At 73.8% G+C, this 24877-nt stretch carries 15 protein-coding genes and 1 pseudogene; 8 read left to right on the top strand and 8 right to left on the bottom strand.

Going from position 1 to position 24877, the window contains the following annotated elements; genetic code table 11:
* Positions 1-39: 39 nt before the first annotated feature.
* The 3 genes from ACIG87_RS00735 to ACIG87_RS00745 all read right to left on the bottom strand — a co-directional run bounded on the left by ACIG87_RS00735 (position 40) and on the right by ACIG87_RS00745 (position 4312).
* Positions 40-2967: a M48 family metalloprotease gene (locus ACIG87_RS00735; RefSeq protein ID WP_396846843.1), complete on the bottom strand. Its 2928-nt coding sequence runs from the start codon at positions 2965-2967 to the stop codon at positions 40-42.
* The gene (locus ACIG87_RS00740) at positions 2964-3533 is read right to left on the bottom strand and encodes a hypothetical protein (protein WP_396846845.1); all 570 of its coding nucleotides are present in this window, start codon (positions 3531-3533) and stop codon (positions 2964-2966) included. Before ACIG87_RS00740 ends, ACIG87_RS00735 begins: the two co-directional genes overlap by 4 nt.
* A 110-nt stretch (positions 3534-3643) precedes the next feature.
* A complete protein-coding gene (locus tag ACIG87_RS00745; protein ID WP_396846847.1) occupies positions 3644-4312 on the bottom strand; it encodes a TetR/AcrR family transcriptional regulator in 669 nt (222 codons plus the stop codon).
* 146 nt (positions 4313-4458) lie between these two features.
* Between ACIG87_RS00745 and ACIG87_RS00750 the strand changes: the two genes are divergently transcribed.
* Positions 4459-5625 carry an acyl-CoA dehydrogenase family protein gene (locus ACIG87_RS00750; protein WP_396846849.1) on the top strand — a complete coding sequence of 389 codons (1167 nt, stop codon included), beginning with the start codon at positions 4459-4461 and terminating at the stop codon, positions 5623-5625.
* Positions 5615-6766 (top strand): CaiB/BaiF CoA transferase family protein, encoded by a 1152-nt coding sequence (locus ACIG87_RS00755; RefSeq protein WP_396846851.1) that lies wholly within the window; start codon positions 5615-5617, stop codon positions 6764-6766. The genes ACIG87_RS00750 and ACIG87_RS00755 overlap by 11 nt, the downstream gene beginning before the upstream one ends.
* A gap of 106 nt (positions 6767-6872) precedes the next feature.
* On the opposite strand, the gene ACIG87_RS00760 is transcribed toward ACIG87_RS00755, so the two are convergent.
* Positions 6873-7520, bottom strand: coding sequence for a DUF2238 domain-containing protein (locus ACIG87_RS00760; RefSeq protein ID WP_396846853.1), 648 nt, complete (start codon positions 7518-7520; stop codon positions 6873-6875).
* A gap of 191 nt (positions 7521-7711) precedes the next feature.
* Between ACIG87_RS00760 and ACIG87_RS00765 the strand changes: the two genes are divergently transcribed.
* Both ACIG87_RS00765 and ACIG87_RS00770 read left to right on the top strand, forming a co-directional pair.
* Positions 7712-8692, top strand: a complete 981-nt coding sequence (locus ACIG87_RS00765; RefSeq protein WP_396846855.1) for an ATP-binding cassette domain-containing protein — start codon at positions 7712-7714, stop codon at positions 8690-8692.
* Positions 8689-9516, top strand: coding sequence for an ABC transporter permease (locus ACIG87_RS00770; RefSeq protein ID WP_396846856.1), 828 nt, complete (start codon positions 8689-8691; stop codon positions 9514-9516). Before ACIG87_RS00765 ends, ACIG87_RS00770 begins: the two co-directional genes overlap by 4 nt.
* Here the strand turns inward: ACIG87_RS00770 and ACIG87_RS00775 are convergent.
* Both ACIG87_RS00775 and ACIG87_RS00780 read right to left on the bottom strand, forming a co-directional pair.
* On the bottom strand, positions 9476-12691 hold the full coding sequence (locus ACIG87_RS00775; protein WP_396846858.1) for a BTAD domain-containing putative transcriptional regulator: 3216 nt from the start codon (positions 12689-12691) through the stop codon (positions 9476-9478). The genes ACIG87_RS00770 and ACIG87_RS00775 overlap by 41 nt on opposite strands.
* Positions 12692-12739: 48 nt before the next feature.
* A complete protein-coding gene (locus ACIG87_RS00780) occupies positions 12740-13864 on the bottom strand; it encodes a hypothetical protein (protein ID WP_396846860.1) in 1125 nt (374 codons plus the stop codon).
* Between the two features lie 272 nt (positions 13865-14136).
* Here ACIG87_RS00780 and ACIG87_RS00785 point away from each other — a divergent pair, with 272 nt between their 5' ends.
* Positions 14137-15807: an ABC transporter ATP-binding protein gene (locus ACIG87_RS00785; RefSeq protein ID WP_396847569.1), complete on the top strand. Its 1671-nt coding sequence runs from the start codon at positions 14137-14139 to the stop codon at positions 15805-15807.
* Positions 15804-17537, top strand: a complete 1734-nt coding sequence (locus ACIG87_RS00790) for an ABC transporter ATP-binding protein (RefSeq protein ID WP_396846862.1) — start codon at positions 15804-15806, stop codon at positions 17535-17537. The genes ACIG87_RS00785 and ACIG87_RS00790 overlap by 4 nt, the downstream gene beginning before the upstream one ends.
* A gap of 20 nt (positions 17538-17557) precedes the next feature.
* Here ACIG87_RS00790 and ACIG87_RS00795 read toward each other — a convergent pair.
* Positions 17558-19194: pseudogene (locus tag ACIG87_RS00795) on the bottom strand (ABC-F family ATP-binding cassette domain-containing protein).
* A gap of 697 nt (positions 19195-19891) precedes the next feature.
* Between ACIG87_RS00795 and ACIG87_RS00800 the strand changes: the two are divergent.
* Entirely contained in the window at positions 19892-21559 is a 1668-nt protein-coding gene (locus tag ACIG87_RS00800; protein WP_396846864.1) for a cellulose binding domain-containing protein, read from the top strand.
* Between the two features lie 300 nt (positions 21560-21859).
* On the top strand, positions 21860-22564 hold the full coding sequence (locus tag ACIG87_RS00805) for a VOC family protein (protein WP_396846866.1): 705 nt from the start codon (positions 21860-21862) through the stop codon (positions 22562-22564).
* Between the two features lie 121 nt (positions 22565-22685).
* Here ACIG87_RS00805 and ACIG87_RS00810 read toward each other — a convergent pair whose 3' ends face one another.
* Positions 22686-24770 carry a cellulase family glycosylhydrolase gene (locus ACIG87_RS00810; protein ID WP_396846867.1) on the bottom strand — a complete coding sequence of 695 codons (2085 nt, stop codon included), beginning with the start codon at positions 24768-24770 and terminating at the stop codon, positions 22686-22688.
* Positions 24771-24877 lie beyond the last annotated feature (107 nt).

Below are 24877 nucleotides of genomic sequence, written 5' to 3' on the forward strand. Positions count from 1 at the left end.
ACCGGTTCAACCCCTACCGCATGGTCTGTCCCGGGTCGGTCAGGGCCGGTCGAGGGCGTCGACCACGGTGGCCACCGCGTCGGTGAGCAGCCGCTCGTCCAATGGCTCGGTTATCGCGACCATGGACACGGTGACCAGGTTGTGTCCCACCCGCACCAGGACGAAGGCCGTCGCCCCGGTGATCTGCTTCCGGCCGCTGCCGACAGCCAGGGCGTAGTCGACCCGCCAGGACTGCTCGCCCAGCGCCGGGGGTGGCCGTCGCCCGACGGTGAACCGCACCCCGCCGCCGGTGAACCGCCGGCAGGCGGACCGGGCGGCCCCGGCGGCGGCGAAGACGGCCCCGGGCACCGGCTCGGCGTACGAGGTGACGCCGACCTCCACCGTGGTCGACACCATGCCGAGTCGACCGGGTGGGGTGCCGAACTTGACCTCGGACCGGACCCGCTCCCCCGGCCTGAGCACGTCGAGGTACCTGTCCCGGGCCAGCGGGACACACTCGGCGGGTTCGATCCGATCGTTCCCGGCGGGAGTGACCCGTCGGGACACCCAGGACGCCGGTAACGCCGACCGAACCGCGCGGGCGACGGCTCGCGCCTCGGCGACGGTCAGTCGTCGACCCCCGGCGGACGACGTGCCGGACGACGTCGGCGCGGCGGCGGACGGCCGGCCGGACGCCACGACCGACGGGGTCGGTGCTGGTGCGGCGGCGTCGGACCGGGAGGCGGACGGTACGCCGGCCGTCGGCAGCGGGACCTCGGCACCGGGCACGCCCGGCCCGAGCACCAGCACGGTCAGCGTCAACGCGGTCAGCGCCACCACCGGCAGCGCCGCCCGTTGCGGCAGCGCCCACCGGCGGGGCCCGGCCCGGTCCGTCCGGAGCAGCAGCAGGATCGGCATGCCGAGAGCGGCCAGGTACAGCAGCCAGACCAACGGGTTGCCCACGGTCAGCCGGAACGCCGACGCATCGACGGACCGGCCCGCCAGCGCCGCGTCCAGGTACTGCATCAGGGCGGCCCCGAGGGTCGTCGCCACGGCGGCGAGCAACGCCCGGTCGAGCCGGCCCGCCCCGGACACCGACGCGGACCCGGCCCCGGCAACAGACCCGGGCGCGGTCACGGGCGGGGCCCCGGGCGTGGTCACGGCCAGGGACACGGTCGCCAGCAGGACGATCCCACCGGCGAGCGCCGTGAGCAGCCAGCGGGCCTGCGCATCGCGTACCGCCTCGTCGAGGGTGCCGGGCGGAGCGAGCCGGAGCTGCCCGACCGCCCCACCCCCGCAGACCAGCACGGCGACCGCGACCAACCGGGCCCGGGTCGAGCCGGCAGTCCTGCGGGCCAGGGCGGCGGCACCGCGCCAGCCGAACCGGCCACGACGGGCCGTCGCCATGGCCCGCAGGACGAGCAGCACCGGCAGCCCGAAGGCGGGCAGCAGCCAACCGGTGTCGGGCAGTGCGTAGGCCAACCAGACCCGCACCAGGTCCGGGTCGTGCCAGAGCTGTGGGAGCCCCGGCACCGGCCAGAGCACCGCGACCGTCACACCGAGCGCGGTGGCGTGCCCGGCGTACCACCACCCGGCGCGGGGTGCCGACGTGTCGACCAGTGCCGACGTGACGAGCACGCAGAACCCGACCGCGCCCGCGCCGAGCGCCGCGGTCACCATGGCGAAGGCCAGACCCGCGGCAGCCCCCTGACCGAGGAAGAGGTTCGCGCCGCCGGGCAGCGGCAGCCAGGCGGTGCCGAGGGTCGCCCCGAACGCGCCGATGCCCGTACCGGTGACCGGTCGCCACCAGCCGACCGCGGCCCCGCAGCGGCGGGCGGTGGCCGCCCGGCGCAGCAGCGACGGCAACAGTCCGCCGACGAGCAGCACCGCGCCGACCCAGACGTCCACCAGCCAGGGCAGCCAGCCCAGCGCCCGGTAGTGCCCGTTCATGACGAGTTCGTGCGCGGCGGCCATGGTCACCACCGTCACCGCGCCGACCGCCACCCCCTGCACCAGCTCACCGGCACGCCGGTCCGCCGGCTCCCGCAACGACCGGATCCGCTCCCGGGGTGTCGGATGCCGGGCGAGCAGCCCCCGCAGCACGGCCGGCACCCGGCGGCGCTGCGGGTTCCCGTCGACACCGCGACGCAGCAGGGCGATCAGGTCCTCGGCCCGGTCGGCCCGTGCCGCGTGCCGGTCCGCGGCCCGTTCACGGGCCCGCAGCAGCGCCGCCGACAGCACCGCCACCAGGCCGGCCAGCAGCGCGGCCCGGAGGAACGCGCCGGTGACGGTCGGGTTCGCGCCGAAGGAACCGATCTCCAGCAGGCCACCGACGGCCACCGCCGGTACGGGCAGCCAGATCAGGGTGCGGACGGCGGCCACCCACACCACGTCCCGGGCCCGTACGTGGGCCAGCTCGTGCCGGACCACCGGGTCGAAGCGCAGCAGGTCCCGGTACGCCACGGCGAGCCCGACCGGGAGGACGACGACCGGCCGCCGACCGACGAGGCCGACGGTGAACGCCTGCCGGACCGGTGGGCCGGCGATCAGCAGTCGCGGCCGATCCCGGCCGGTCAACCCCTCGGCGGCGCAGAGCGCGGCGAACCGGTCCGCTGCCCCCGCGACGGTGAACCGGCGGCGCTGTCGGCGCAGCCGCCACAGGTCGATCGCCGGCACCGCCACCAGCAGCACCGCCGCGCAGGCGAACACGATGCCGACCGCGACCAGCAGCACCAGTGCCCGCTGCCGGGCCGGTTCGGTCAGGCAGTCGGTGAACCCGGGCGGCACCAGGTTCGTGGCGGTCGACCCGAACGCCCGCTCGCAGGCGTTGAAGGCCACCACCCAGTGCCGGATCAACGACCGGTCGGCGACGAAGTACAGATCCCCCGCGCCGACCCCGGCCGCGATCAGCGCCGCCACCACGAGCAGGTACCACCAGCCCAGCCGATCCGGTGCGGCGTCGGGTTCCGGGCAGGTCGGTTCGGTCATCGGTCGCCGGGGGTGACCGTCGCGCCGATGGTGGCGTCGGCGAGCAGATCGGCCGCCTCCGGAGGCAGGCCCAGCGCGAGCGCGTGCCGCCGGCACGCCTCGCGCAGCCGGGCCGCCTGCTCGGCGGTCAACTCGAGCCGATCCGCCGGGGTCGGCGGGTCGGCCGATGCGGAGGCGGCCTCCTGCGCAGCGTGCGACGTGCCGTCCTGGTCGACGGCCGGCGGGGTTCGCGACGGCGCGGCGAGCGACGGCGGATCGACCGGTGTACGGCGGCGTCGCCAGCCGGCGCGGATCCCGGCCCCGATCCCGGTCGCCGCGACGACGAGCACCTCGCTGGTGGCTGCGGCGACCGCCTGGAGGAACAACTCGCTGACCAGTGAAGTGTCGATACCGAACCCGACCGCGCTACCGGGCGCCCTCGACTTCCCGGCGGGCCGGACGGCGCCGGCCCGCCAGTCGGCGGCGACCGTGTCGAAGACCTCCAGTTCCTCGGGGGCGTACCGGGTCACCGCCGTACGGGCGGCGTGGACGACGAGAGCGGAAATCGACGGCGATACCTCGAACATCGCCTCATCCTCGTACCACCGCGCGCCTCGGCAGCACCTATCGGTAAGGAATCAGTCACCTGTCGACGGGTGAGGGCCGGACGACACCGGGCCCGGAGCGTTCGCGTGGGTCATCGAAGCGGCTGGCCGACGCGGGTTGCGGTGGCCGCCGGCACCGGACGGTTGCCGGCGATCACGGGGAAGACCTGCTCGACGATGGTCAGCAGGGTGGCAGTGAGCAGCAGGTGCACCTGGGCCCGGTCCAGCGCGCCCCGCTGGAGCCACTCCCGGGCGGTCGAGGTGGCCAGGCCGCCGTACGCCCGGATCATGCCGCGCAGCTCCGCACGGTACGCGGTGACATCGGCCAGCCCCACCGCGACGAGGACGCTGTCCGCCGCGACCTCCTCGGCCTCGGTCAGCACCAGGGCGACGTCGGCGTCGTGGCCCATCCCACCGGCGGTCACCGCGGCCAGCCAGGAGGTGCGGTGCCGGCAGACCACGTCGAGGAACCAGGCGACGCTGGCGTCGACCCGGGTCCGCAGGTCGCCGGCGGGCAGCCGCTCGACGGCCGCCTCGGGGACGGTCACCATCACCCGGATGACCTCCAGGTAGAGCTGCTTCTTGGTGCCGAAGTAGTGGTTGATCAGACCTCGGGCCACCCCGGCCTCGCGGGCGATGTCGGTGGTCGACACATCCGCGTACGGCCGTGCGCCGAAGAGCCGCACCGCGCAGGCGAGGATCTGCCCCCGCCGGGCGTCGGGCTCCAGCCGCCGTCGCCGGGATTCCGTGTCAACGCTCATTCGCCGACCCTATCGGCCAGCGGGGCGGACCTCGGGTCGGGCCGGTCGGGTGAGACCACCGTGGACGGTCACCCCGACCGGGCCCGGTACACGGTGGATGATCATGGGTTGTTGACACGTCGCCAACACGGCGTGAGGGTGTACCCATGTCGACTCCTGGACTCGCCAACTACACCTCACCGTGGCGCGAGCCCGAACACGACGACCTCGCCGAGCTGGCCCGCGGCTTCTTCACCCGGGAGGTGCTGCCGCACACCGAGCGGCTGCTGGCGCAGGGCCACCCGGACCGCGACCACTACCGGCGCGCCGGTGAGCGGGGTCTGCTCGGCCTCTCCGTGCCCGAGGAGTACGGCGGCGGAGGCGGCGGCTTCACCCACGAGGCGGTCCTGCTGCACGAGCAGGCCCACGTCGGGGAGAGCACCCTCGGGCTGGCCGTGCACAGCGGCATCGTCACCGGCTACCTGGTCGCCTACGGCACCGCGGCGCAGAAGCGGCGCTGGCTGCCCGGACTGTGCCGCGGCGAACTGGTCGGGGCGATCGCGATGACCGAACCCGACGGCGGCTCCGACCTGCAGGCGATGCGTACCCGGGCGGTCCGCGACGGCGACGACTACCTGGTCACCGGGGCCAAGACGTTCATCAGCAACGGCGGCCTCGCCGACCTGGTCATCCTGGCCGTCAAGACCGACCCGGCGCAGCGGGCCGACGGCATCTCCCTGCTGGTCTGCGAGGTCGGCGGCGACCCGGACGGCTTCCGGCGGGGCCGGCTGCTGTCGAAGATCGGGCTGCACGGCAACGACACCGCCGAGCTGTTCTTCGACGACCTCCGGGTGCCGGCGGCGCACCTGCTCGGCGGGGCCGAAGGGCTCGGCTTCGTCCAGATGATGCGGGCGCTGCCGCAGGAACGCCTGGTCATCGGCGTGGGCGCGGTCGCCGCGATGCAGCGCGCCGTCGAGCTGACCACCGCGTACGTCAAGCAACGCACCGCCTTCGGTAAACCGCTGATCGGCCACCAGAACACCCGGATGGTGCTGGCCGAGTGCGCCACCCGGACCCGGGTCAGCCGGGTCTTCCTCGACGACTGCATCACCCGCCACGACCGGGGCGAGCTGGACGTGGCCACCGCGGCGATGGCGAAGTCCTGGCTCACCGAGGGGCAGTGCGAGATCGTCGACCGGTGCCTGCAACTGTTCGGCGGCTACGGCTACACCACCGAGTACCCGATAGCCCGGATGTACGCCGACGCCCGGGTGCAGAAGATCTACGGCGGCACCAACGAGATCATGAAGGAGCTGATCGCCCGTGCCCTCTGACGGCGTGGCCCCCGCTGCCGGCACCGGCGCCGGACCGCTGGCCGGGGTCCGGGTGGTCGAGCTGGCCAGCCTGGCACCGGCGCCGTTCGGCTGCATGGTGCTGGCCGACCTCGGCGCCGACGTGGTGCGGGTCGACCGGCCGGGCGGCCCCGGCGCGGGAAGGCTGGCCGCCCCGACGACCGGGCCGTTGCACCGTGGCCGCCGGGTCACCGTGCTGGATCTGAGGTCCCCCGCCGGGGTGGCCGACCTGCTGCGCCTGGTCGAGCGGGCCGACGTGCTGGTCGAGGCGTACCGGCCGGGGGTGGCCGAGCGGCTCGGCTTCGGGCCGCGGACCTGCCGGGAGCGCAACCCCCGACTCGTGTACGCCCGACTGACCGGCTGGGGCCAGGACGGGCCGCTGGCCGCCCGCGCCGGGCACGACATCGACTACATCGCGGTGGCCGGCGCGCTGGAGCCGCTGGGCCGTCGCGGTGACCGCCCGCACGCCCCGATGAACCTGCTCGGCGACTTCGCCGGGGGCGGGATGCTGCTCGTCACCGGCGTGCTGGCCGCGCTGCTCGAGCGGGAACGCTCCGGCCTGGGCCAGGTGGTCGACGCCGCGATGGTCGACGGATCGGCGCTGCTCACCGCGTTCCTGCACGGCCTGGTCGGTGCCGGCCAGTGGTCCGCGCCGCGCGGCGGCAACCTGCTCGACGGCGGCGCACCGTTCTACGACACCTACCGCACCGCTGACGGCGGGTTCGTGGCGGTGGGCGCGCTGGAGCCGGCCTTCTACGCCGTGCTGCTGGCCGGGCTGGGCCTGGCCGACGACCCGGAGCTGCCCGACCAGTACGACCCGAGCGGCTGGCCGGAGCTGCGCCGCCGGTTCACCGTCCGGTTCGCCGAGCGCACCCGCGACGAGTGGACGGCGGTCTTCGCCGGCCTCGACGCGTGTGTCGCACCGGTGCTCGCCCCCACCGAGGCGCACCGCCATCCGCACAACGCCGCCCGGGGCACGTTCGTCCCGGTGGGCGACGAGATGCAGCCGGCACCGGCACCCCGGTTCGCGCGCACGCCGGCACCGCCACCGCGACCGGCTCCGGACCCGACGGACCCGCTGGACGTCTCCGCCGTCATCGACGGCTGGCCCACCCGAGCATGACCGGCCGACGCGGACGACCATGACCGGCCGGCGCGGCCACGAGGCCCACTGCCCCTGCCGACCACGACCGGCGGCCCGGCCGGGGTGGTGGTGGACGACGGGCCGTTCACCGCGCCGCGACGGCGGGGACCGGTTGGGCGGGCACTCCGACCGGTAGTTGACGGTCGTGCCACCGGCTGAGCAGGGTCAGCGACGCGATCGCGCCGGTCAGCGCGAGGAACATGTCCCACTGGGTGTCCCAGACGTCGCCCTGGGTGCCGAGGAAGTCGTCGGCGGCGGAGCCCCCGGCCACCGACGACCACCACTCGATCATCTCGAAGAAGGCGCTGAAGGCCAGGCAGGCGCAGACCACCAGCGGGGCGAGCCAGCGGCTGCCCCGCAACGGGGAACGCCGGACGAGGATCTCGCGGACCAGGATCGCCGGCACGAAGCCCTGCACGAAGTGGCCGAGCCGGTCGTACGGGTTGCGGGAGAGATCGAGCACGTCGCGCACCCAGTCGCCCAGCGGGACCCGCGCGTAGCTCCAGTGGCCGCCGACGACCAGGATCAACGCGTGCACCGCCAGCAGGCAGCACAGCAGGGTGCTCAGCGGGAAGCGCCGCCACACCAGCAGCACCACCGGCACGCCGACGATCACCCACACCGTCTCCAGCAGCCAGGTCAGCCGGTCGTACGGCCGGATGCCGGACAGCACCAGCGCCACCACGACGAGCCCCAGCAGCGCCGGGGGGACGAGCGGACGGACCCGAGTCACGGCTATCACCTGTTCGTGTCCGATCGGGCCGCCGAGTCGCCGCCCGGCCGACGATAGCAGCGCCGTCGCCGGGTCGACGGCGACGGCCGGGTGACGCCCGACGCGCCACGTCGACCCGTGTTCGGCCGGGTGTCAGCCGGTGTCGGTGCCGTGTCGGCGTGGTGTCAGGCGGCCGGTGCACGCTCGACGGCATGACAGCTGATCTGATGATCGAGGCCGAGGGTCTCGTCAAGACCTTCGGGCGCACCCGGGCGCTCCAGGGCGTGGACCTCGCCGTTCCCCGCGGAACCGTGCTCGGGGTGCTCGGCCCCAACGGGGCCGGCAAGACCACCGCCGTGCGCATCCTGTCCACGCTGCTGACCCCGGACGCCGGCACCGCCCGGATCAACGGCCTCGACGTGGTACGCCAGGCCGAGCGGGTCCGGCAGTCCATCGGCCTCACCGGCCAGTACGCCTCGCTCGACGAGGACCTGACCGGGCGGCAGAACCTGGAGCTGTTCGGCACCCTGTTGGAGCTCGGCCGCGCCGGTGCCCGGAAGCGGGCCACCGAACTGCTCGACTGGTTCGACCTGACCGCCGCCGCGCACCGACCGGCCAAGACCTACTCCGGTGGCATGCGCCGACGGCTGGACCTGGCCGCCAGCCTGGTCGGCTCGCCGGACGTGATCTTCCTGGACGAGCCGACGACCGGGCTCGACCCGGCCAAGCGGGAGGACATGTGGGACGTGGTCCGGTCGCTGGTCACCAACGGGGCGACCGTGCTGCTCACCACTCAGTACCTGGAGGAGGCCGACGCGCTCGCCGACGCGATCACGGTGATCGACCACGGTCGGGTCATCGCGTACGACACCCCGGACGGGCTCAAGCGGGTCGTCGGCGGTCAGACCCTGGAGGTCCGGCCCGCCGATCCGGCGCACCTGGCCCCGACGGCGGCGATCCTGTCCGAGGTGGGCTCCGGCCCGCCCGCCGACGAGATCCGCAAGGGCGTGCTCGCGGTGCCGGTCACCGACGACACCGCGTTGACCGAGAGCGTCGCCCGGCTCGCCACCGCCGGCATCGCGGTCACCGAACTCTCGCTGCACCTGCCGAGCCTCGACGAGGTGTTCTTCACCCTCACCGGCCGTACCGCGGCCGACGACGACACCACCACCCGTACGGAGGTCGCCGCATGAGCACCCTGACCGGTACGCCGCCGAGGACGAACCCGGTGTTGTCCACGGCCGTGGCGAACCCCCGGCCGTGGCGGCTGGCCCGGCACTCGCTGGCCCTGGCCAAGCGCAGCCTGGTCAAGACCTGGCGGACCCCCGAGGCGCTGATCGACGTCACCCTGCAACCGGTGCTGTTCCTGATCATCTTCGTGTACGTCTTCGGCGGCGCGGTCGCCGGCTCCACCCACGACTACCTCCAGTTCCTGCTGCCCGGCATCCTGGCGCAGACCATCGCCACCGGGTGCATAGCGATCGGCGTGAACCTCAACACCGACATCGCCAAGGGCATCTTCGACCGGTTCCGGTCGCTGCCCATCCCCCGCTCCGCACCGCTGGTCGGCGCGGTGCTGGGCGACGTCGTGCGGTACGTGATCGTCACCGTGTCGACCCTCGCGATCGGCTACCTGCTCGGCTTCCGGATCGAGTCCGGCCCGCTGCGGGCGATCGCCGGCTGCCTGCTCGCGGTGCTGTTCGCGCTCTGCCTGAGCTGGCTGCCGGTCTTCGTGGGGATGAAGGTGCGGACGCCGGGCGCGGTGCAGGGGGTGATGTTCGCGCTGATCATGCCGCTGAGCTTCGCGTCCAACGTGTTCGTCGACGCCGGCACCCTGCCGGGCTGGCTACAGGCGGTGGTGGCCGTCAACCCGCTGACCCACCTGGTGACGGCGATGCGCGGGTTGTTCCTCGGCACCCCGGTCGGCGCACACGTGTGGTGGACGCTGCTCTGGTGTGCCGGCTTCGTGGCGGTGTTCATGCCACTGGCGCTGCGGGCGTACCGCCGGAAGGTCTGACCCGGCCGAGCAGGTCGTCCATCAGCTCCCGGACGCGGGTGGCGGCCACGCCGGGCGGACGCGCCCGCCACCCGGCCAGCAACGGCTCCCGCTGCTCCTCGTCCCCGAGGGCGGCGGTGAGCCGTTCGCCGGTGCCGGGCGGGAAGAAGGTCACCGTGTTGCTGCCCAGTCGGGTACCGAGCGCGAACAGCTCACGGGCGGCCCCGACGTCGCCGCGACACGCGGCGAGTTCGGCACCACCCAACGCCCACGTCCCGATCACCGGCAGGTCCCTGGAGGACAGGGCCTCGCCGCCGGCCTGGGCCAGCAACCCCGCCGCCTGGACGTCGGCGGCTCGCCCCGCGGCCGGCAACGCCTCGGCGACCCGCAGGTGGAACACCGCCACCGCGACCCGGAGCACGACCCGGGGCTGCGGCGGAGGGCCCGCCCACCCGGCCAGTGCCCGGGTCACCGCGTCGGCGTGACCGAGCGCCTCGTCGTACCGGCCGCGTTGCCAGGCGAGCCGGGCCAACCCGAGGCACGCCTGCGCGGTGTCCCACTCCTCGCCCTGGCCCGGTCTCGCGGTCTCGCCCAGCCGCTGCTCGGCCGACGGGTCACCGGCCAGGGCGAGTTGCACGTCCAACAGCACCCGGACCGAGCGGGAATCCTGGGTGGCGCCGATCAGGTCCATGTGGTGGACGCTGCGGGCCAGCCACTCGGTGGCCCGGCCACCGTCCGGCGCGGTCACGGCGTGCCCGACGGTCTGCGCCGCCATCGCCATCCCCCAGTGGTCGCCGGCCGCCTCGAACCGATGGTATGCCTGCTCGGCGTCGACCACGGACGCGTCCGGCAGACCACCGCTGTCCCCGATCGCCGCCCGAGCGAAGAGGCCGAACCCCTGCACGTACGGGTCCGGGTGGGCGATCAGCACGGCGGTGCCCGGCAGCGCCTCGGCCGGATGGAGCAGGTCGAACGCGGGCAGCACCGACGCGAGCACCGTCTGCCGGGAGGAGACCTCCCCGGGCCGCTCCGCCAGGAGCCTGCGCAGGGCCCGCCGGGCGAGCACGGCGAGTCGGAGCGGGCCGCTGATGCCGGCGTTGATCGCCATCAGCAGGCACAGCCAGGCGAGCCGGTCGGCGTCGGGCAGCGGTCGACCGCTGGCCCGGCCGGACAGGATCGCCGAACCGCGCCGTCGGTCGGGGGCGTCGAGGTGCAGCAGGCCCCGGGCCCATCCGGAGACCTCCAGGTGCAGTCCACGCACCGCCCAGAGATGAAACAGCGCGGTGGCGATGTCGACGGCGGCCGGCTCGTCGTCGCGCCCGAGCGCCCAGCGCAGGCCGGCGACGAGGTTGTCCTGCTCGACGGCGCACCGGGCGAACGCGTCGAGCTGACCGGGGCCGATGAACCGGTCGGCGAGCGCGACCGCCTGTCCCCGGGCCCAGCCGACCAAACCGGCCATCGCCGCGTCGCGGTCGCCGGCCGCGTCGAGACGGGCCTCACCGTACTCGCGCACGGTCTCCAGCATCCGGTAACGGGGTGGGCCGTCCCCCTCGACCAGGGTCAGCAGGGACTGCTCGACCAACGTCGCCAGGCCACGTCGGACATCGGAGGTCCGGGCGACTGCCGCGGCCAGGTCGGCGGTGAACGGGGCGGGGACGACCGCGACCCGCTGGAGCAGGTCCCGGTCGGCGGGCGTGAGCAGTTCCCGGCTCCAGTCGACCATCGCCCACAGACTCGCGTGCCGTTCCGGCAGGCCGCGCAGCGCGGCGTCGAGCAGCGCGAACCGATCGGTCAGCCCGGCGAGCACGTCGTCGATCGGCATGTGCCGCAGTCGCGCGGCGGCCAGTTCGAGGGCCAGCGGCAGGTTGTCCAGCCGGTGACACAACTCCAGCGCCCGTGCGCTGTCCCAGGTGGATACCGCGCCACCGGCACGGGCCCGGGACTCGATCAGCCCGAGCGCGTCGGCGTCGGGCAGCACGGTCAGCCGGTGGACCCGCTCGCCGGCCAGACCCAGCGGGGCCCGGCTGGTCGCCAGCACGGCCACCTCCGGCGGGATCACCGCGACCAGGTCCGCGACGACGTCCGCCACGGTGTCCAGGAGGTGTTCGCAGTTGTCCAGCACGACCAGGCCGTCGAGGTCCGGCGCCAGGGCACGCAGCCGTTCCTCGGGGCTGAGCACCCGGCGTTCCAGACCCAGAGCGCCGCCGGTCGCCGTGGTGTCCGCCCCGCCGAGCACCCCGAGCACGGTGGGCAGCACCTCCTCGGGCGCACGCACACCAGCCAGTTCGATCACCCGGACCGGCCGTCCGGCCGCCGCCGCCCGGCGTACCACCTCGACGGCGAGCCGGGTCTTACCCGCGCCGCCGGTCGCCACGATCGTCACCAGGACCGCCTCGGCCAGCGCCGCGCCCACCGTCTCGACGTCCCGCTCCCGGCCGACGATGGCGGTCACCGGTCGCCGCCATGCGGCAGGCAGGGCGGTCCGCATCGACGGGGCCGGTGACGTCACGCAGGCGGTCAGCTCGCCACGCAACAGCGCCAGGTGGACCCCGGTGATCACCGGGGACGGATCGGTGCCGTAGCGGTCGGCCAGCTCGGCGCGCAGCCGCTCGATCACCTCCAGGGCCTCGGCGTCGCGCCCCTGGGCGGCGAGCACCCGGACCAACAGGGCGGCCGACGGCTCGTCCGGCGGGGTACGCGCGACCAGCCGCCTCAGGTCGACCTCGTCGTAGGATCCCGTGCCGGCGAGTGCCGCTTCGGCGCGCAACGCGACGACGTCGGCGAACAACCGGGTGTTCTCGGCGGTGGCCAGCTCCGGGACCTCGGGGAAAAGGGCGCGGGCCCGATCGGCCGTTTCCCGGGCCGCCGGGGTGTCACCGGCGCGCAGGGCGGTGCGTCCCCGCTCGACCAGGCCCCGGGCCCGTACCGCGTCGACGGTGACGTCCTCGGCGGGCAGCCGGTATCCCCCCGGCACGGCGACCACGGCCAGCCCGAGCCGGCGTACCCGGGACACCAGCGCCTGGACGGCGCCGGTCGCGTCGTCGGGTGGCGTGCCGTCCCACACCGCGTCCACGAGCAGCGGGGTGGAGACCGCCCGGCCCCGGGCGTCGACCAGCGCGCGGATCACCGCGGCGAGCCGTTCACCCCGGACCGGCCGGCCGTCGACGGCGAGCGGGCCGAGGATGGTGATCTGCACGGGTCCAGCATCCCTCACCCGGATGTCGGGCCGTCGCCCGTCCCGCCATCAGCGGCCGGTGCGCCGCGCCCGCCCGGCCCCGACCAGCGCCACCACCAGCAGTCCGGCGACGATCACCCCGACCCCCAGCAGCAGTGACCGGACGCCACCGGCACCGACCCGGGTGTCGGCGGCGTCGTTCGCGGCCGGGGACGCCCCGGACGGCGACCCGTCGGACCCTGCGGGGGCCGACGGCGACGCGGCGGACGGTGGCGGGGACGCCGGCCCCTCCGGCAGGGGGTAGCGCAGCACCGTCGGCCGGGTTCCGGAGGGCTGGTCCGCGGTCTCGGAGACGGTGAGCAGGGACCGGCCGTCCCGGTGGTAACTGACCGACTCACCTTGTGGCTCGTCCGGCAGCGCGACGACCCGGGGCGTGCCGGTGGTCAGCGCGGCCACCACGTCGCCGTCGGTGACGTCGAACTCGAACGCGTCGGCGTAGGTGCGCAGCACCACCCGGCGGCCGTCCGGTGCGGTGGCGCCGCCGGTGACCAGTCGACGACCGAAGATCGAGTACGGGTTCGCGGTCGTGGTGATCGGCAACCGGAGCTGTCCCGCCCGCGCCAACGGCACCGACCCGCCGGCCCGCAGCGGCCCGGTCGGGACGTACACACCGGCCTCACCGGCCTGCTTGGTGACCACCACCGGCCGGCCGTCACCGCCGAGCAGCAGCGCCTCCGCGTCGTGCGGGCCGTCGGGGTACGTCAGGCGGTGCAGCACCGGCCGGCGGGCCCCGGGCGCGAGCTTCCACAGTGCCACCGTCGACCGGTCCCGGTCGTTGTCGCCGATGTCGGCGACCCAGATCGTCCCGTCCGCGCCGACCGCCAGGTCCTCGGTGTCCCGGGGGCGCGACGGGTAGGCCACCGTACGCACCACCGCGCACCGGGCGTCGAGGAAGAAGATCCGCCGACGGGACGCCTCGTCGGCGCTGTCGTTGACCATCACGAAACCGGAGTCGGTGGCCACCATCCCGGAGATCTCGGTCAGCCGTTCGTCGCGTACCTGGCACACCGGGGTCGGGGGCGGGGCCGCCGCCAACGCCGTACCCGGGAGGGCCGCCAGCGCCGTACCCGGGGCACCGGCGACGGCGAGCACGGCGATCCCGGCCAGCCCGCGCGTCCGCCCTCGCCTCGTCATCGTCGCTCTCCCGCCGCACCGGCGACGGTGGCCCGCCGCCGAAGATCCGAAGACAGGAGCTTGTCCGCTCACCGTCCACCACGTCAATGTCGGACCGGGACGACCGGCTGAGGCGCACGCCACGCCGGACGCCGCACGGGCCGGTACGCCCTTCGATCGATGACTAGCCTGGGTCGGTGCCCCCACATCTGCCCCACCCGGACCCCGGCACCCCGGACACGACGGGACCGCTGCGGTACATCTGGTGGCTGGTCCGCTGCCAACCGTGGCGGGTGCTGCGCGGCGCGCTGCTCGGCACGATCTGGATGGTGGGGCTCTCGGCGCGGCCGTACCTGATCGCCCGTGCCATCGACGACGGGCTGCGTACCGGTGACACCGCAGCGTTGCTGCGCTGGGTCGCCGCGATCGTCGTGGCCGGGGTCGCGCTGGCCTGGGCCGGCGTCCTGCGCCACCGGACCATGACGTTCATCCGCGAGGACGCCAGCGCCCGCTCGGCAGCCGTCCTGCTGCGCCAGCTCGCCCGGATCGGTGCGGTGCTGCCCCGGCGACTCGCCGCGGGGGACGTCGCCACCGTCGGCGGGTACGACATCGTGCGCACCTCGCAGGTGCTCACGCTGACCGGGCCCGGGGTGGGCGCCGTGGTGGCGTACGCGGTCGCCGCCGTGGTGCTCTGGTCGATCGACCCGGTGCTGGCGCTGGTGACGCTGCTGGGGGTGCCGGTGATCGCGGTGGCCATCGGGCCGTTGCTGCGCCGGTTGGAGCGGGCCGAGTCGGTCTACCGGCAGCAGCAGGGTGAGCTGACCACCCGGGCCGACGACATCGTCGCCGGCCTGCGGGTGCTCGCCGGGGTGGGCGGTCGGCACCTGTTCGCCCGCCGGTACGCCGCCCGCTCGCAGCGGCTGCGGGCCGAGGGGTACCGGGTGGGCGCGGTGCTCAGCTGGGTCGACGCGCTGACCACCGTCATCCCCGGGCTCTTCCTCGCCGCGGTGGTGTGGCTGGCCGCCCGGATGGCCGCCGACGGCGGTATCACCGTCGGGCAGCTGGTGGCCGTCTACGGGTACGTCGCGGTGCTCATCGTGCCGGTCTGGTTCCTGTTGGAGGGCAGCTACCAGCTCATTCAGGGGCGGGTCGCCGCCCGCCGGATCGTCGACCTGCTCCGGCTCACCCCCGACCCGGTGGGTGGCCCGGCGACCCGCGCCGCCCCGGACGGCCCGGCCGAGCTGCACGACCCCGACACCGGCCTGGTGGTGACGCCGGGCCGGCTGGTCGGCGTCGCCGCCGACGACCCGGCCGAGGCGGTGGCCCTGGCCGACCGGCTGGGCCGGTACGTCACCGGCGCGGTGACCTGGGGCGGGGTGCCGTTGACCAACGTCGCGCTCGACGAGGTGCGGGCCCGGATCCTGGTCGCCGACCACGACGCGTACCTCTTCGCCGGGACGCTGCGGCAGATCCTGCGCGGCCGGGATGACGCCGAGGGGTCCGCCGGCACCGCCGACGACGACCGGATCGGCCACGCGCTGCACGTGGCGTCGGCCCGCGATGTCGTCGACGGGCTGCCCGACGGGCTCGACACGCCGGTCGGCGTCCGGGCCCGCACCCTCTCCGGCGGCCAGCGGCAACGGGTACGGCTGGCCCGCGCCCTGCTCGCCGACCCGGAGGTGCTGATCCTGGTCGACCCGACGTCGGCGGTGGACGCGCACACCGAGGCCCGGGTGGCGCAGCGCCTGCGGCAGGCCCGCCCCGGGCGGACCACGGTGTTGCTGAGCACCTCTCCGGTGCTGCTCGGGCACACCGACACGGTCGTCCACCTGCGCGACGGTCGGGTCGCCGGCACCGGCACGCACGCCGCGCTGCTGGCGGACGACGCCGGTTACCGGCGGCTGGTGTCGCGCACCAGCGGCGCGCACGACGAGGCGGTCGACACCGGACGGCCGGCACGGTGACGAAACTTCCCGTCGCCGGCCCGGCGGTGGTCCGGCGGGCCGCCCGCGACGTGCTCGCCGGCGACCGGTGGGCGGTCGTCGTCGTGGTGGCGCTGCACAGCGCCGCCGCCCTCGCCGGGCTCGCCGTGCCGTGGCTTATCGGCCGGATCGTGGACGAGGTCAGCGCCGGCTCCGGCGCCGGCGCGGTGGACCGGCTGGCGCTCGCCATCGGTGGTTGCGTGCTGGCGCAGGGGCTGCTGGCCCGCTACGCCCAGTACGCCGGCCACCGGTTCGGTGAGCGGACCGTGGCCCGGCTGCGCGAGGACTTCGTGACCCGGCTGCTCGGCCTGCCGGTCTCCGTGGTCGAGCACGCCGGGACCGGTGACCTGGCGACCCGGGGCTCGGTGGACGTGTCCACGGTGGGCACCATGCTGCGCGACGTGGTGCCGGTGGTCGTCATCGCGGGCACCCACCTGGTCCTGTTGTTCGGCGCGGTGTTCCTGCTGGACCCGCTGCTCGGCCTGGTCGCGCTGGTCGGGCTACCGTCGATCTGGGCGGCGGCCCGCTGGTACCTGCGCCGGGCCACCGCCGCCTACCTGGCCGAGGGGGCCGCGACCGCGGAGCTGACCGAGGCGCTGACCACGACCGCCGAGGGTGCCCGCACGGTCGAGGCGCTGCGGCTGGGCCGTGGCCGGGTCGCCGACGGCACCGGGCGGATCGGCGCGGTGTGGACCGCCCGTCGGGCCACCCTCGCCCTGCGGTCGGTGTTCTTCCCGGTGGTGGAGGGCAGCTATCCGATCCCGATCGCCGCCGTGCTGCTCACCGGCGGTGTGCTGCTGTCCCGGGGGCGGGTCAGCCTGGGCGAGGTGGTCGCCGCCGCGCTCTACCTGCAACAGGCGATCGAGCCGTTGGACCGGCTGTTGCAGTGGCTGGAACAGGCGCAACGCGGCCTCGCCTCGTTCGCCCGGGTGCTCGGGGTCGGGCAGGTGCCGCCCGAACCACGCGGCCGGACGGCCTGCCCCGACGGGCGGGCGGTGGAGGTGCGTGGGGCGACGTTCCGCTATGCGGGCGGCCCGCAGGTGCTGCACGGCATCGACCTGACGGTCGCCCCGGGGGAACGGATCGCCGTGGTCGGCCCGTCGGGCGCGGGCAAGTCCACGCTGGCCCGGCTGCTCGCCGGAATCGACGCGCCCGGTCAGGGCGTGGTAAGCCTCGGCGGTGTCCCGGTCACCGACCTGGACCCGACCGAGCGACGCCGGCGGATCGCCCTGGTCACCCAGGAACACCACGTCTTCATCGGTACGCTGCGCGACAACCTGGCGTTCGCCGCGCCGGGCGTCACCGACGCCCAGATGCGGGCCGCGCTGGCCTCGGTCGGCGCCGACTGGTACGCCGGTCTGCCGGACGGCCTCGACACCCCGCTCGGCGACGGGGTGCGGGACCTCGGCCCGGCCGACGCCCAGCAGGTGGCGCTGGCCCGACTCGTGCTCGCCGACCCGGACACCCTCATTCTCGACGAGGCGACCGCCGCGCTGGATCCGACGACCGCCCGGCGTACCGAACGGGCACTCGGTGCGGTGCTGGCCGGGCGGACGGTCATCGCCATCGCGCACCGGCTCAACACCGCGCACGACGCCGACCGGGTCGCCGTGCTGGAGGACGGTCGGATCACCGAGATCGGCCGGCACGACGACCTCATCGCCGCCGACGGTGTCTACGCCTCCCTCTGGCGCTCCTGGCACGGCCGGTGACCGGCCGGGCGGTGCCGGGGTCAACCGGCGGTCGGGGCGGCGACCTCCCGGAGCCGGCCGTCGGACAGCCGCAGCCAGCGGGTCACCCCGATGTCGGCGAGGAACCGCTCGTCGTGGCTGACCACCACGAACGCCCCCTGGTAGGCGTGCAGGGCGCTCTCCAACCGGGCCACGCTGACCAGGTCGAGGTTGTTGGTCGGCTCGTCGAGCAGCAGCAGCTGCGGTGCCGGCTCGGCGAACAGGACGCAGGCCAGGGTGGCGCGCAGCCGTTCCCCGCCGGAGAGCACCCCGGCCGGCAGGTGGGCGCGGGCACCCCGGAACAGGAACCGGGCCAGCAGGTTCATCCGCTGCGCCGCGGTCAGGCCGGGGGCGAACCCGGCCAGGTTGTCGGCCACGGTACGGTCGGGGTCCAGCAGGTCGAGCCGCTGGGACAGGTACGCCACCCGGCCCTCGTGCCGCCGCACCACCGCGCCCGGCGCGGTCAGGTCACCGTCGAGCAGCCGCAGCAGGGTGGACTTACCGACGCCGTTGGGCCCGGTCAACGCGATCCGTTCCGGGCCCCGGACGGTCAGGTCGACACCGCCCCCGGCGAACAGGGTTGTCCGTCGTGGCGTACCTGTAACCGCTCGCCGACGATGATCGTCCGCCCGGCGGGAACCCGGGTGTCGGGCAGTTCGAGGGTGATTTGCTCCTCGTCGCGCAGCGCCTGGCTGGCCTCGTCGAGCCGGGAACGGGCCTGGCCGACCCGCGCGGCGTGCGTCTCGTCGGCCCGGCCCGCCGACTCCTGGGCGCTGCGCTTGAGCCCACCGGCGACGATCCGGGCCAGACCGGCGTCGGCCAGGTTGCGGGCGGCGGTGCCGGCGCGGCGCTGGGCGCGTTCGCGGGCCTGGTGCATCTCCCGCCGTTCCCGTTTCACCTCCTGTTCGGCGTGCCGGACGTGACGCTCGGCCGCCTCCCGTTCGGCGCGTACCGCCGCGTCGTACGCGGTGAAACCGCCACCGTAGGTGCGGGCCTCGCCCCGGTCGAGGGCGACGATGCGGTCCATCCGGTCGAGCAGCGCCCGGTCGTGGCTGACCAGCAGCAGGCAGCCGCCCCAGCCGTCGACCACGGCATGGATGCGGCGTCGGGCGTCGCCGTCGAGGTTGTTCGTCGGCTCGTCGAGCAGCAGCACGTCGGGGCGTTTGAGTAGCTGTGCGGCCAGCCCCAGGGTGACCACCTGGCCGCCGCTGAGGGTGGCCAACCGCCGGTCGAGCGTCGCCCCGCCGAGGCCGACCCGGTCGAGTTCGGCGCGGCTGCGCTCCTCGACGTCCCAGTCGACGCCGACGGTGGTGAAGTGTTTCTCGTCGGCGTCGCCGCCCTCGATGGCGTGCAGGGCGGCGAGGACCGGCGTGACCCCCAGCACGTCGGCGACGGTCAGGTCGGCCGTGAGGGGCAGGGTCTGTGGCAGGTAGCCGAGCACCCCTGCGACGGTGACGACGCCTCCGGTGGGCGTCAGCTCACCGGCCACGAGTCGGAGCAGGGTGCTCTTGCCGGCGCCGTTGGGCGCGACCAGGCCGGTGCGACCGGCGGGAACGGTCAGCGAAAGTTGGCTGAAGACCGGGGTGTCGTCCGGCCAGGAGAACGACAGATTGGCGCAGACGACGCAGACGTCGGACATGGTGGAAGTCCTCGGAGAAAGGCGCAGACGGGACGGCCGCCCGCGAGCAGAACGGGGGACGAGGTGAGGGCCGGGGCAGCGCGTCGCGCGCCCGCCGGCCGGGCATGTCCGGTCACCCGGAGATGTCGTCGTCACCCGCCATGTCGGTCTCCTCGGTCGAGGGATCTTCGCGCCGATGCTACCAGCCACGGGCGGCGGCTCACCGTGGCCCGCAGTACGGTCCGGCGTTGCGGCGAGGTGCCTGATCCCCGGAATCACCGGACGGATCGGTGCCCCACCCACCCCGCCGAGCAGGTTCGAAACTTTCCAGATTCGCGTGGAAAGTGTTCGCACGATGCAGGCATCGAAAACTTTCCGAATACGGTCGTGTCATTGCCGCACGTGGAACACCAGCTACACATATTGATGAGCTTGAACCTTCCGAAACGTCTCCGTAAAGTCGACGTCATCAATTTGCCTTGGCGGACCGGCCCGGCCCCGCTCAGCGCGCAGATCGACCACCCCACCCCCGCAGGAGTCCGAGTCGGACGGATGGATTCGCTCCGGCCGCCGGTCGGCTGCGGCAACGCCATCAGTCAGCATCCCGGAGGACCCCATGATTCGAAGAGTTCGCCTGTTGGGCGCGGCGGCCACCGCGATGGCCCGTCCCGGCCGTCGCGGTGGCGATCCGCACCCACCTCGCCGGATGGAGCGCCCGGTGACCACCACCTCCGACCACCGCACGGTCACCTCACTGGTGGCCACGGTGGCGGTGGCGGCTCTCACCGTCGCCGGAGCGGCCACGGTGGTGACCAGGGGCGCCGTCGCCGAGGCGGCGACCGGCGGTCTGCCGGCCGCTGCCGCACCGGTCGAGGACGACGGCACCGACTGCCCGGTACCCGGCGCCGTCTCGCTGACCGCCAACGCCAAGCTCCCCGACCCCTTCAAACGGGTCAACGGCACCCGCATCACCGCGCAGTCCGACTGGCGGTGCCAGCGGGCCGAGCTCAAGGAGCTCGCGGAGCGGTACGTCTACGGCGACAAGCCCGGCACACCGGCAACCGTCACGGGGGCGGTCTCGAGCACCAGCATCTCGGTGAACGTCTCCCACAACGGCAGGAGCTCCAGCTTCTCGGCGAGCGTGCAGCTGCCCAGCGGCACCGGGCCCTTCCCGGCCGTCGTCGTCCTGGGCGGGATCGGTGCCGACACCGCCACCATCAGGGCCGCCGGTGTCGCCGTGATCAGCTACGACCCCAACGTCGTCGGCCGGGAGGGCACCCCGCGCAGCAACAAGCAGGGTGCCTTCTACAGCATCTACGGCGCGTCGAGCAGCACCGGCCTGCTGGCCGCCTGGTCCTGGGGCGTGAGCCGGATCATCGATGTGGTCGAGCGCTCCGGCGGCACCATCCTCAGGGCCGACGCGATGGGCGTGACGGGTTGTTCCCGGTACGGCAAGGGCGCCTTCGCGAGCGGCGCCTTCGACCAGCGCATCGCGCTGACCATGCCGATCGAGTCGGGCAGCGGCGGATCGGCCGCCTTCCGCTCGATCCCGAAGGAGTCCGGCTCGCAGCCGCTGAGCAGCGCCTACAGCGAGCAGCCGTGGCTGGGCGACGCCTTCGGCCAGTTCACGGGCGACCCGAACAACCTGCCGGTGGACACCCACTCGACGATCGCCATGATCGCCCCCCGGGGTCTGCTCATGATGGACAACCCGCACATCGCGTGGCTCGCCCCCAGGTCCAGCGCCGTCGCCGCGCTCGGTGGCGCCGAGGTCTACCGGGCGCTCGGCGTCGGCGACAACGTCACCTACTGGTCGGACGTCGCGGACGGCACCCACTGCGCCGTCCGGCCCGAGTGGAAGACGCCGCTGCAGCAGTTCCTCAAGAAGTTCCTGCTGAAGACCGGTAACGACGCGGGCACCATCCGGGTCTCCAGCAAGGCGTCGGCCAACCTGGCCGAGTGGCGGGACTGGACGACCCCGACCCTCACCGACGGCCCGACGGCACCACCACCCACCACGCCACCGACCCCGACCACGCCCCCGACGACGCCCCCGACCCCGCCCACCACGCCACCGACCACCCCGCCGACCGGTGGTGGTTGCTCGGCGTCGGTGCGGATCGACCAGTGGACCGGCGGCTTCGTCGCCACCGTACGGGTCACCGCCGGTTCCGCGGCGATCAACGGCTGGACGGTCGGCGTCCCGATGCCGGCGGGTGCCAGCGTCACCAACGCCTGGAACGCCACCAACAGCGGCACCACCGGCACGGTCCAGTTCACCAATGTCAGCTACAACGGTTCGTTGGCCGCAAGCGGCTCCACCGAGTTCGGTTTCCAGGGCAACGGCAACGGGGCGGGAATCGTCCCCACCTGCTCCGCCCGATAGCAGCACGACGGCCGTCACCGGCTGGACGGTACGAATGACCCCGGCCGGCGGTCAGAGCAGCAGCAGTCCGTGGAACGGCGTGGCCAGCGGAAGCAGCGGCTCCGTCGGGACGTACCAGCGGGGCGGCACGACGCGGGCTTCCTCCCCAGAGCCGGGGTGGAAGCCCGCACCCGGCCGGAGACCGGGGAGGAAGCCCGATGGCCGGCCGGATGCCGACGCGGTCCCACCACGCCCCGCCCCCTGGCGAAGGCCGGGACAAATGCCCTTGTCGCCCCGCAGTCCCGTGTCTACCGTGCGGTGATGCCCTCCCCACTGCTGACGGTGACCTTCGATGCGCGCCAGCCGGCCCACCTGGCCCGGTTCTGGGCCGGCATGCTCGACCGGGAGGTCGTCAAGGACGCCGATGGTGTGCTCCTGCCCGGCACGGACACCCAGCTCGGCCTCCGGTTCGTCCCGGGCCGCACGGAGAAGGTCGGGCCGAACCTGATGCACCTCCACCTGACCAGCGCCGGCCCCGCCGACCAGCAGCGGCAGGTCGCCACGGCGCTGGGGCTCGGCGGCGCCCACCTCGACGTCGGGCAACGCCCCGAGGAGGGGCACGTCGTCCTGGCCGACCCGGAGGGCAACGAGTTCTGCGTGATCGAGCCGGGCAACGGCTTCCTCGCCGGATGTGGCCTGCTCGGGGAGGTCGCCTGCGACGGCACCCGGAAGGTCGGCCTGTTCTGGAGCAAGGCGCTGGGGTGGCCGTTGGTGTGGAACCAGGACCAGGAGACCGCGGTCCAGTCACCGCACGGCGGTACGAAGGTCGCCTGGGGAGGCCCACCCGTGGCCCCGAAGAGGGGGCGGAACCGGCAGCGCTTCGACCTCGCCCCGGCCGGTGTCGACCAGCAGTCGACGGTCGACCGGCTGGTCGCCCTCGGGGCCACCCGGCTCGAGGTCGGTGCGGACGGTGTGGTCGTACTGGCCGATCCCGACGGCAACGAGTTCCGCGTGGCAGCAGACTGAGCACGGCTCGGCGACCCGGAATGCGGGATGCCCGCCGAGTGCGCTCGGCGGGCATCCCGGGTCGCCGTATCGGTGGCACCGATGCCCGGCCACCGCCGCAGCGCGGTGGCCGGGCGGGTGGTCACCCGACGGTGCCGGTGACGGTGCTGCCAGACTTGGTGATCCGGTAGCTCACGACCTCACCGCTCCAGAAGTGGAAGCGGAGGGTGACCGGCTTGCCGTCGGTGACCTCGGCGAAGAACTCCGGGGTCAGGGTGATCACGTTGGTGCTGTACTTCGGCGAGAACGTGTAGTCGAACTCCTTGTACGGGGTCCAGTTCTGCGGTCCGGCGTTGGTGCCGTCGGCGTAGACGGCCTCCATGGTGGCCAGCTGGTCACCCCGGAACTGGGTGGGGACGGCGAACGAGCCGGTCGTCCCGGTGGCGTTGCTCAACACGGGCCGGTCGTAGGTGAGCACGTTGATCCGCCACGGGACACCCTGCGAGAACCGGGCGGACAGCGTCGCGTTGACCCCGTACGCCCGGTTGCCGGTCAGCCGGGTCAGGGCGGCGGCGGTGAGGGTGAGCTGGTTGCCGTTGATGGTGTAGTCGGTGCCCCGGACCAGGTCGGTGCTGCCCTGGCGAAGCCCCTGGAACGTGGTGCCGTTGAGGTTCAGCGTGATCGTCTTGGCGCTGATCGCGCTGGCCTTGGCGTTGAACACCAGGTCCGTCGAGGCGGTGCCCGAGCGGGTGGTCCAGCTCGACTTGAGCTGGGCGATCAGCTCCGGGTCGCTCCACTGGAAGGTGGTCCGGCCGAGGTGCTGGCCGTTGTCCCAGAGCATCGTGGTGAGCTTCCTGGTCCGCGCGTAGTAGCCGAAGTACTCGAAGAACTTCAGCTTCTCGCCCTGCTCGATGGTGCCGGTGCTGCGGTCGAAGCCGAGCAGGCCGTACTCACCGACGATCACCGGGATGCCCTTGGCGACGAAGGCGTTGTGCACCCGGTCGAAGGCGTCGGTGAGGTCCTGCTGCGCCGTCGCGTCGAAGTGGGTGCCGCCGGCGATGTTCACGCTGAACGGCCAGTAGCCGTAGTAGTGCACGGTGGCGATCAGGTTGCGGTCGTTGAGCGCGTTGAACGTGGCCACCAGCTCGTCGGCCCGGGCCTGGTCGGCGGAGGTGTGCAGGGTCGGCAGCACCAGCAGCCGGGTGGCGTTGTTGCCGCCGGAGGCGCGCACGATCCGGTGGAAGGACGTGTTCAGCTCGTTGAGCAGCGTCGCGTTCTGGGCATCTCCGGAGCTGCCGGTGAACTGCGGCTCGTTGACGCTCTCGAACACCAGCTTCGGCGAGGAGCTACGGAAGGTCCCGGACAGCTGGGTCCAGACCGCGTTGTACTTGGCCAGCACGTTGGCGCGGTCGGTCGGCATCGTGTTGATCCACTGCCACGAGTCGTGATGAATGTTGATCATCACGTAGAGACCGTCGGCGAGCGCCCAGTCGACGACCTCCTTGACCCGGTTGAGGTACGCGGCCTCGATGGTGTAGCTGGGCGCCCCGCCCAGGTGCGCGCTCCAGGTCACCGGGATGCGGACGCTCTTGAAGCCCTGTGCCTTCACGTTGTCCAGCAGCGCCTCGGTGATCCGCGGGTTGCCCCAGGCGGTCTCGTCGGCGCCGACGGCGTCGAGGGAGTTGCCCAGGTTCCAGCCGGGCTGCATCGCGGCGACCGCCGACATCGCGTCGCCAGCCGGCGGCGGGGTGGTCGGCGGCGGAGTCGTGGGCGGCGCGGTGGTCGGCGTGGTGCCGCCGTTGCAGGTCACGCCGTTGAGGGTGAACGTCGTCGGCGCGGTGTTCGTGCCGGTCCACGAGCCGTTGAAGCCGAACGACGCCGTACCGTTGGTGGGGATCGCCGCGTTGTAGCCGGCGTCGGCAGCGGTGACCTGGTCGCCCGAGGAGGTGACCGTGGCGCCCCACGCCTGGGTGACCCGCTGCCCGGACGGGAACGTCCAGGCCAGCCGCCAACCGTTGACCGGCTCGCCGAGATTGGTGACGGACACGTTGGCGGTGAACCCGCCCTGCCACTGGCTGGCGGTCGCGTACGTCACCTTGCAGCCGGCCGCCGCGTGGGCGGTGCCGGCGACGCCCATGCCGAGACCGGCCACCAGCAGCGTGCTGGCGGTGGCGGCCAGACCGAACCGCCATCGGGTATTTCGTAGGGTGCCTCGCAGGCCGCTCATGACGCTCCTCGCCGGAAGGTGGTGTCGCTGGTCGTGGTGCCGCCTCCGACGCCGGTGAGCCGGCGACCGACGCGCGGTCCCGGCAGATTAAGTTTGGTTTCTAAACT

Source organism: Micromonospora sp. NPDC051925 (assembly GCF_044548625.1).
In the GTDB taxonomy this organism is placed as follows: Bacteria; Actinomycetota; Actinomycetes; order Mycobacteriales; family Micromonosporaceae; genus Micromonospora.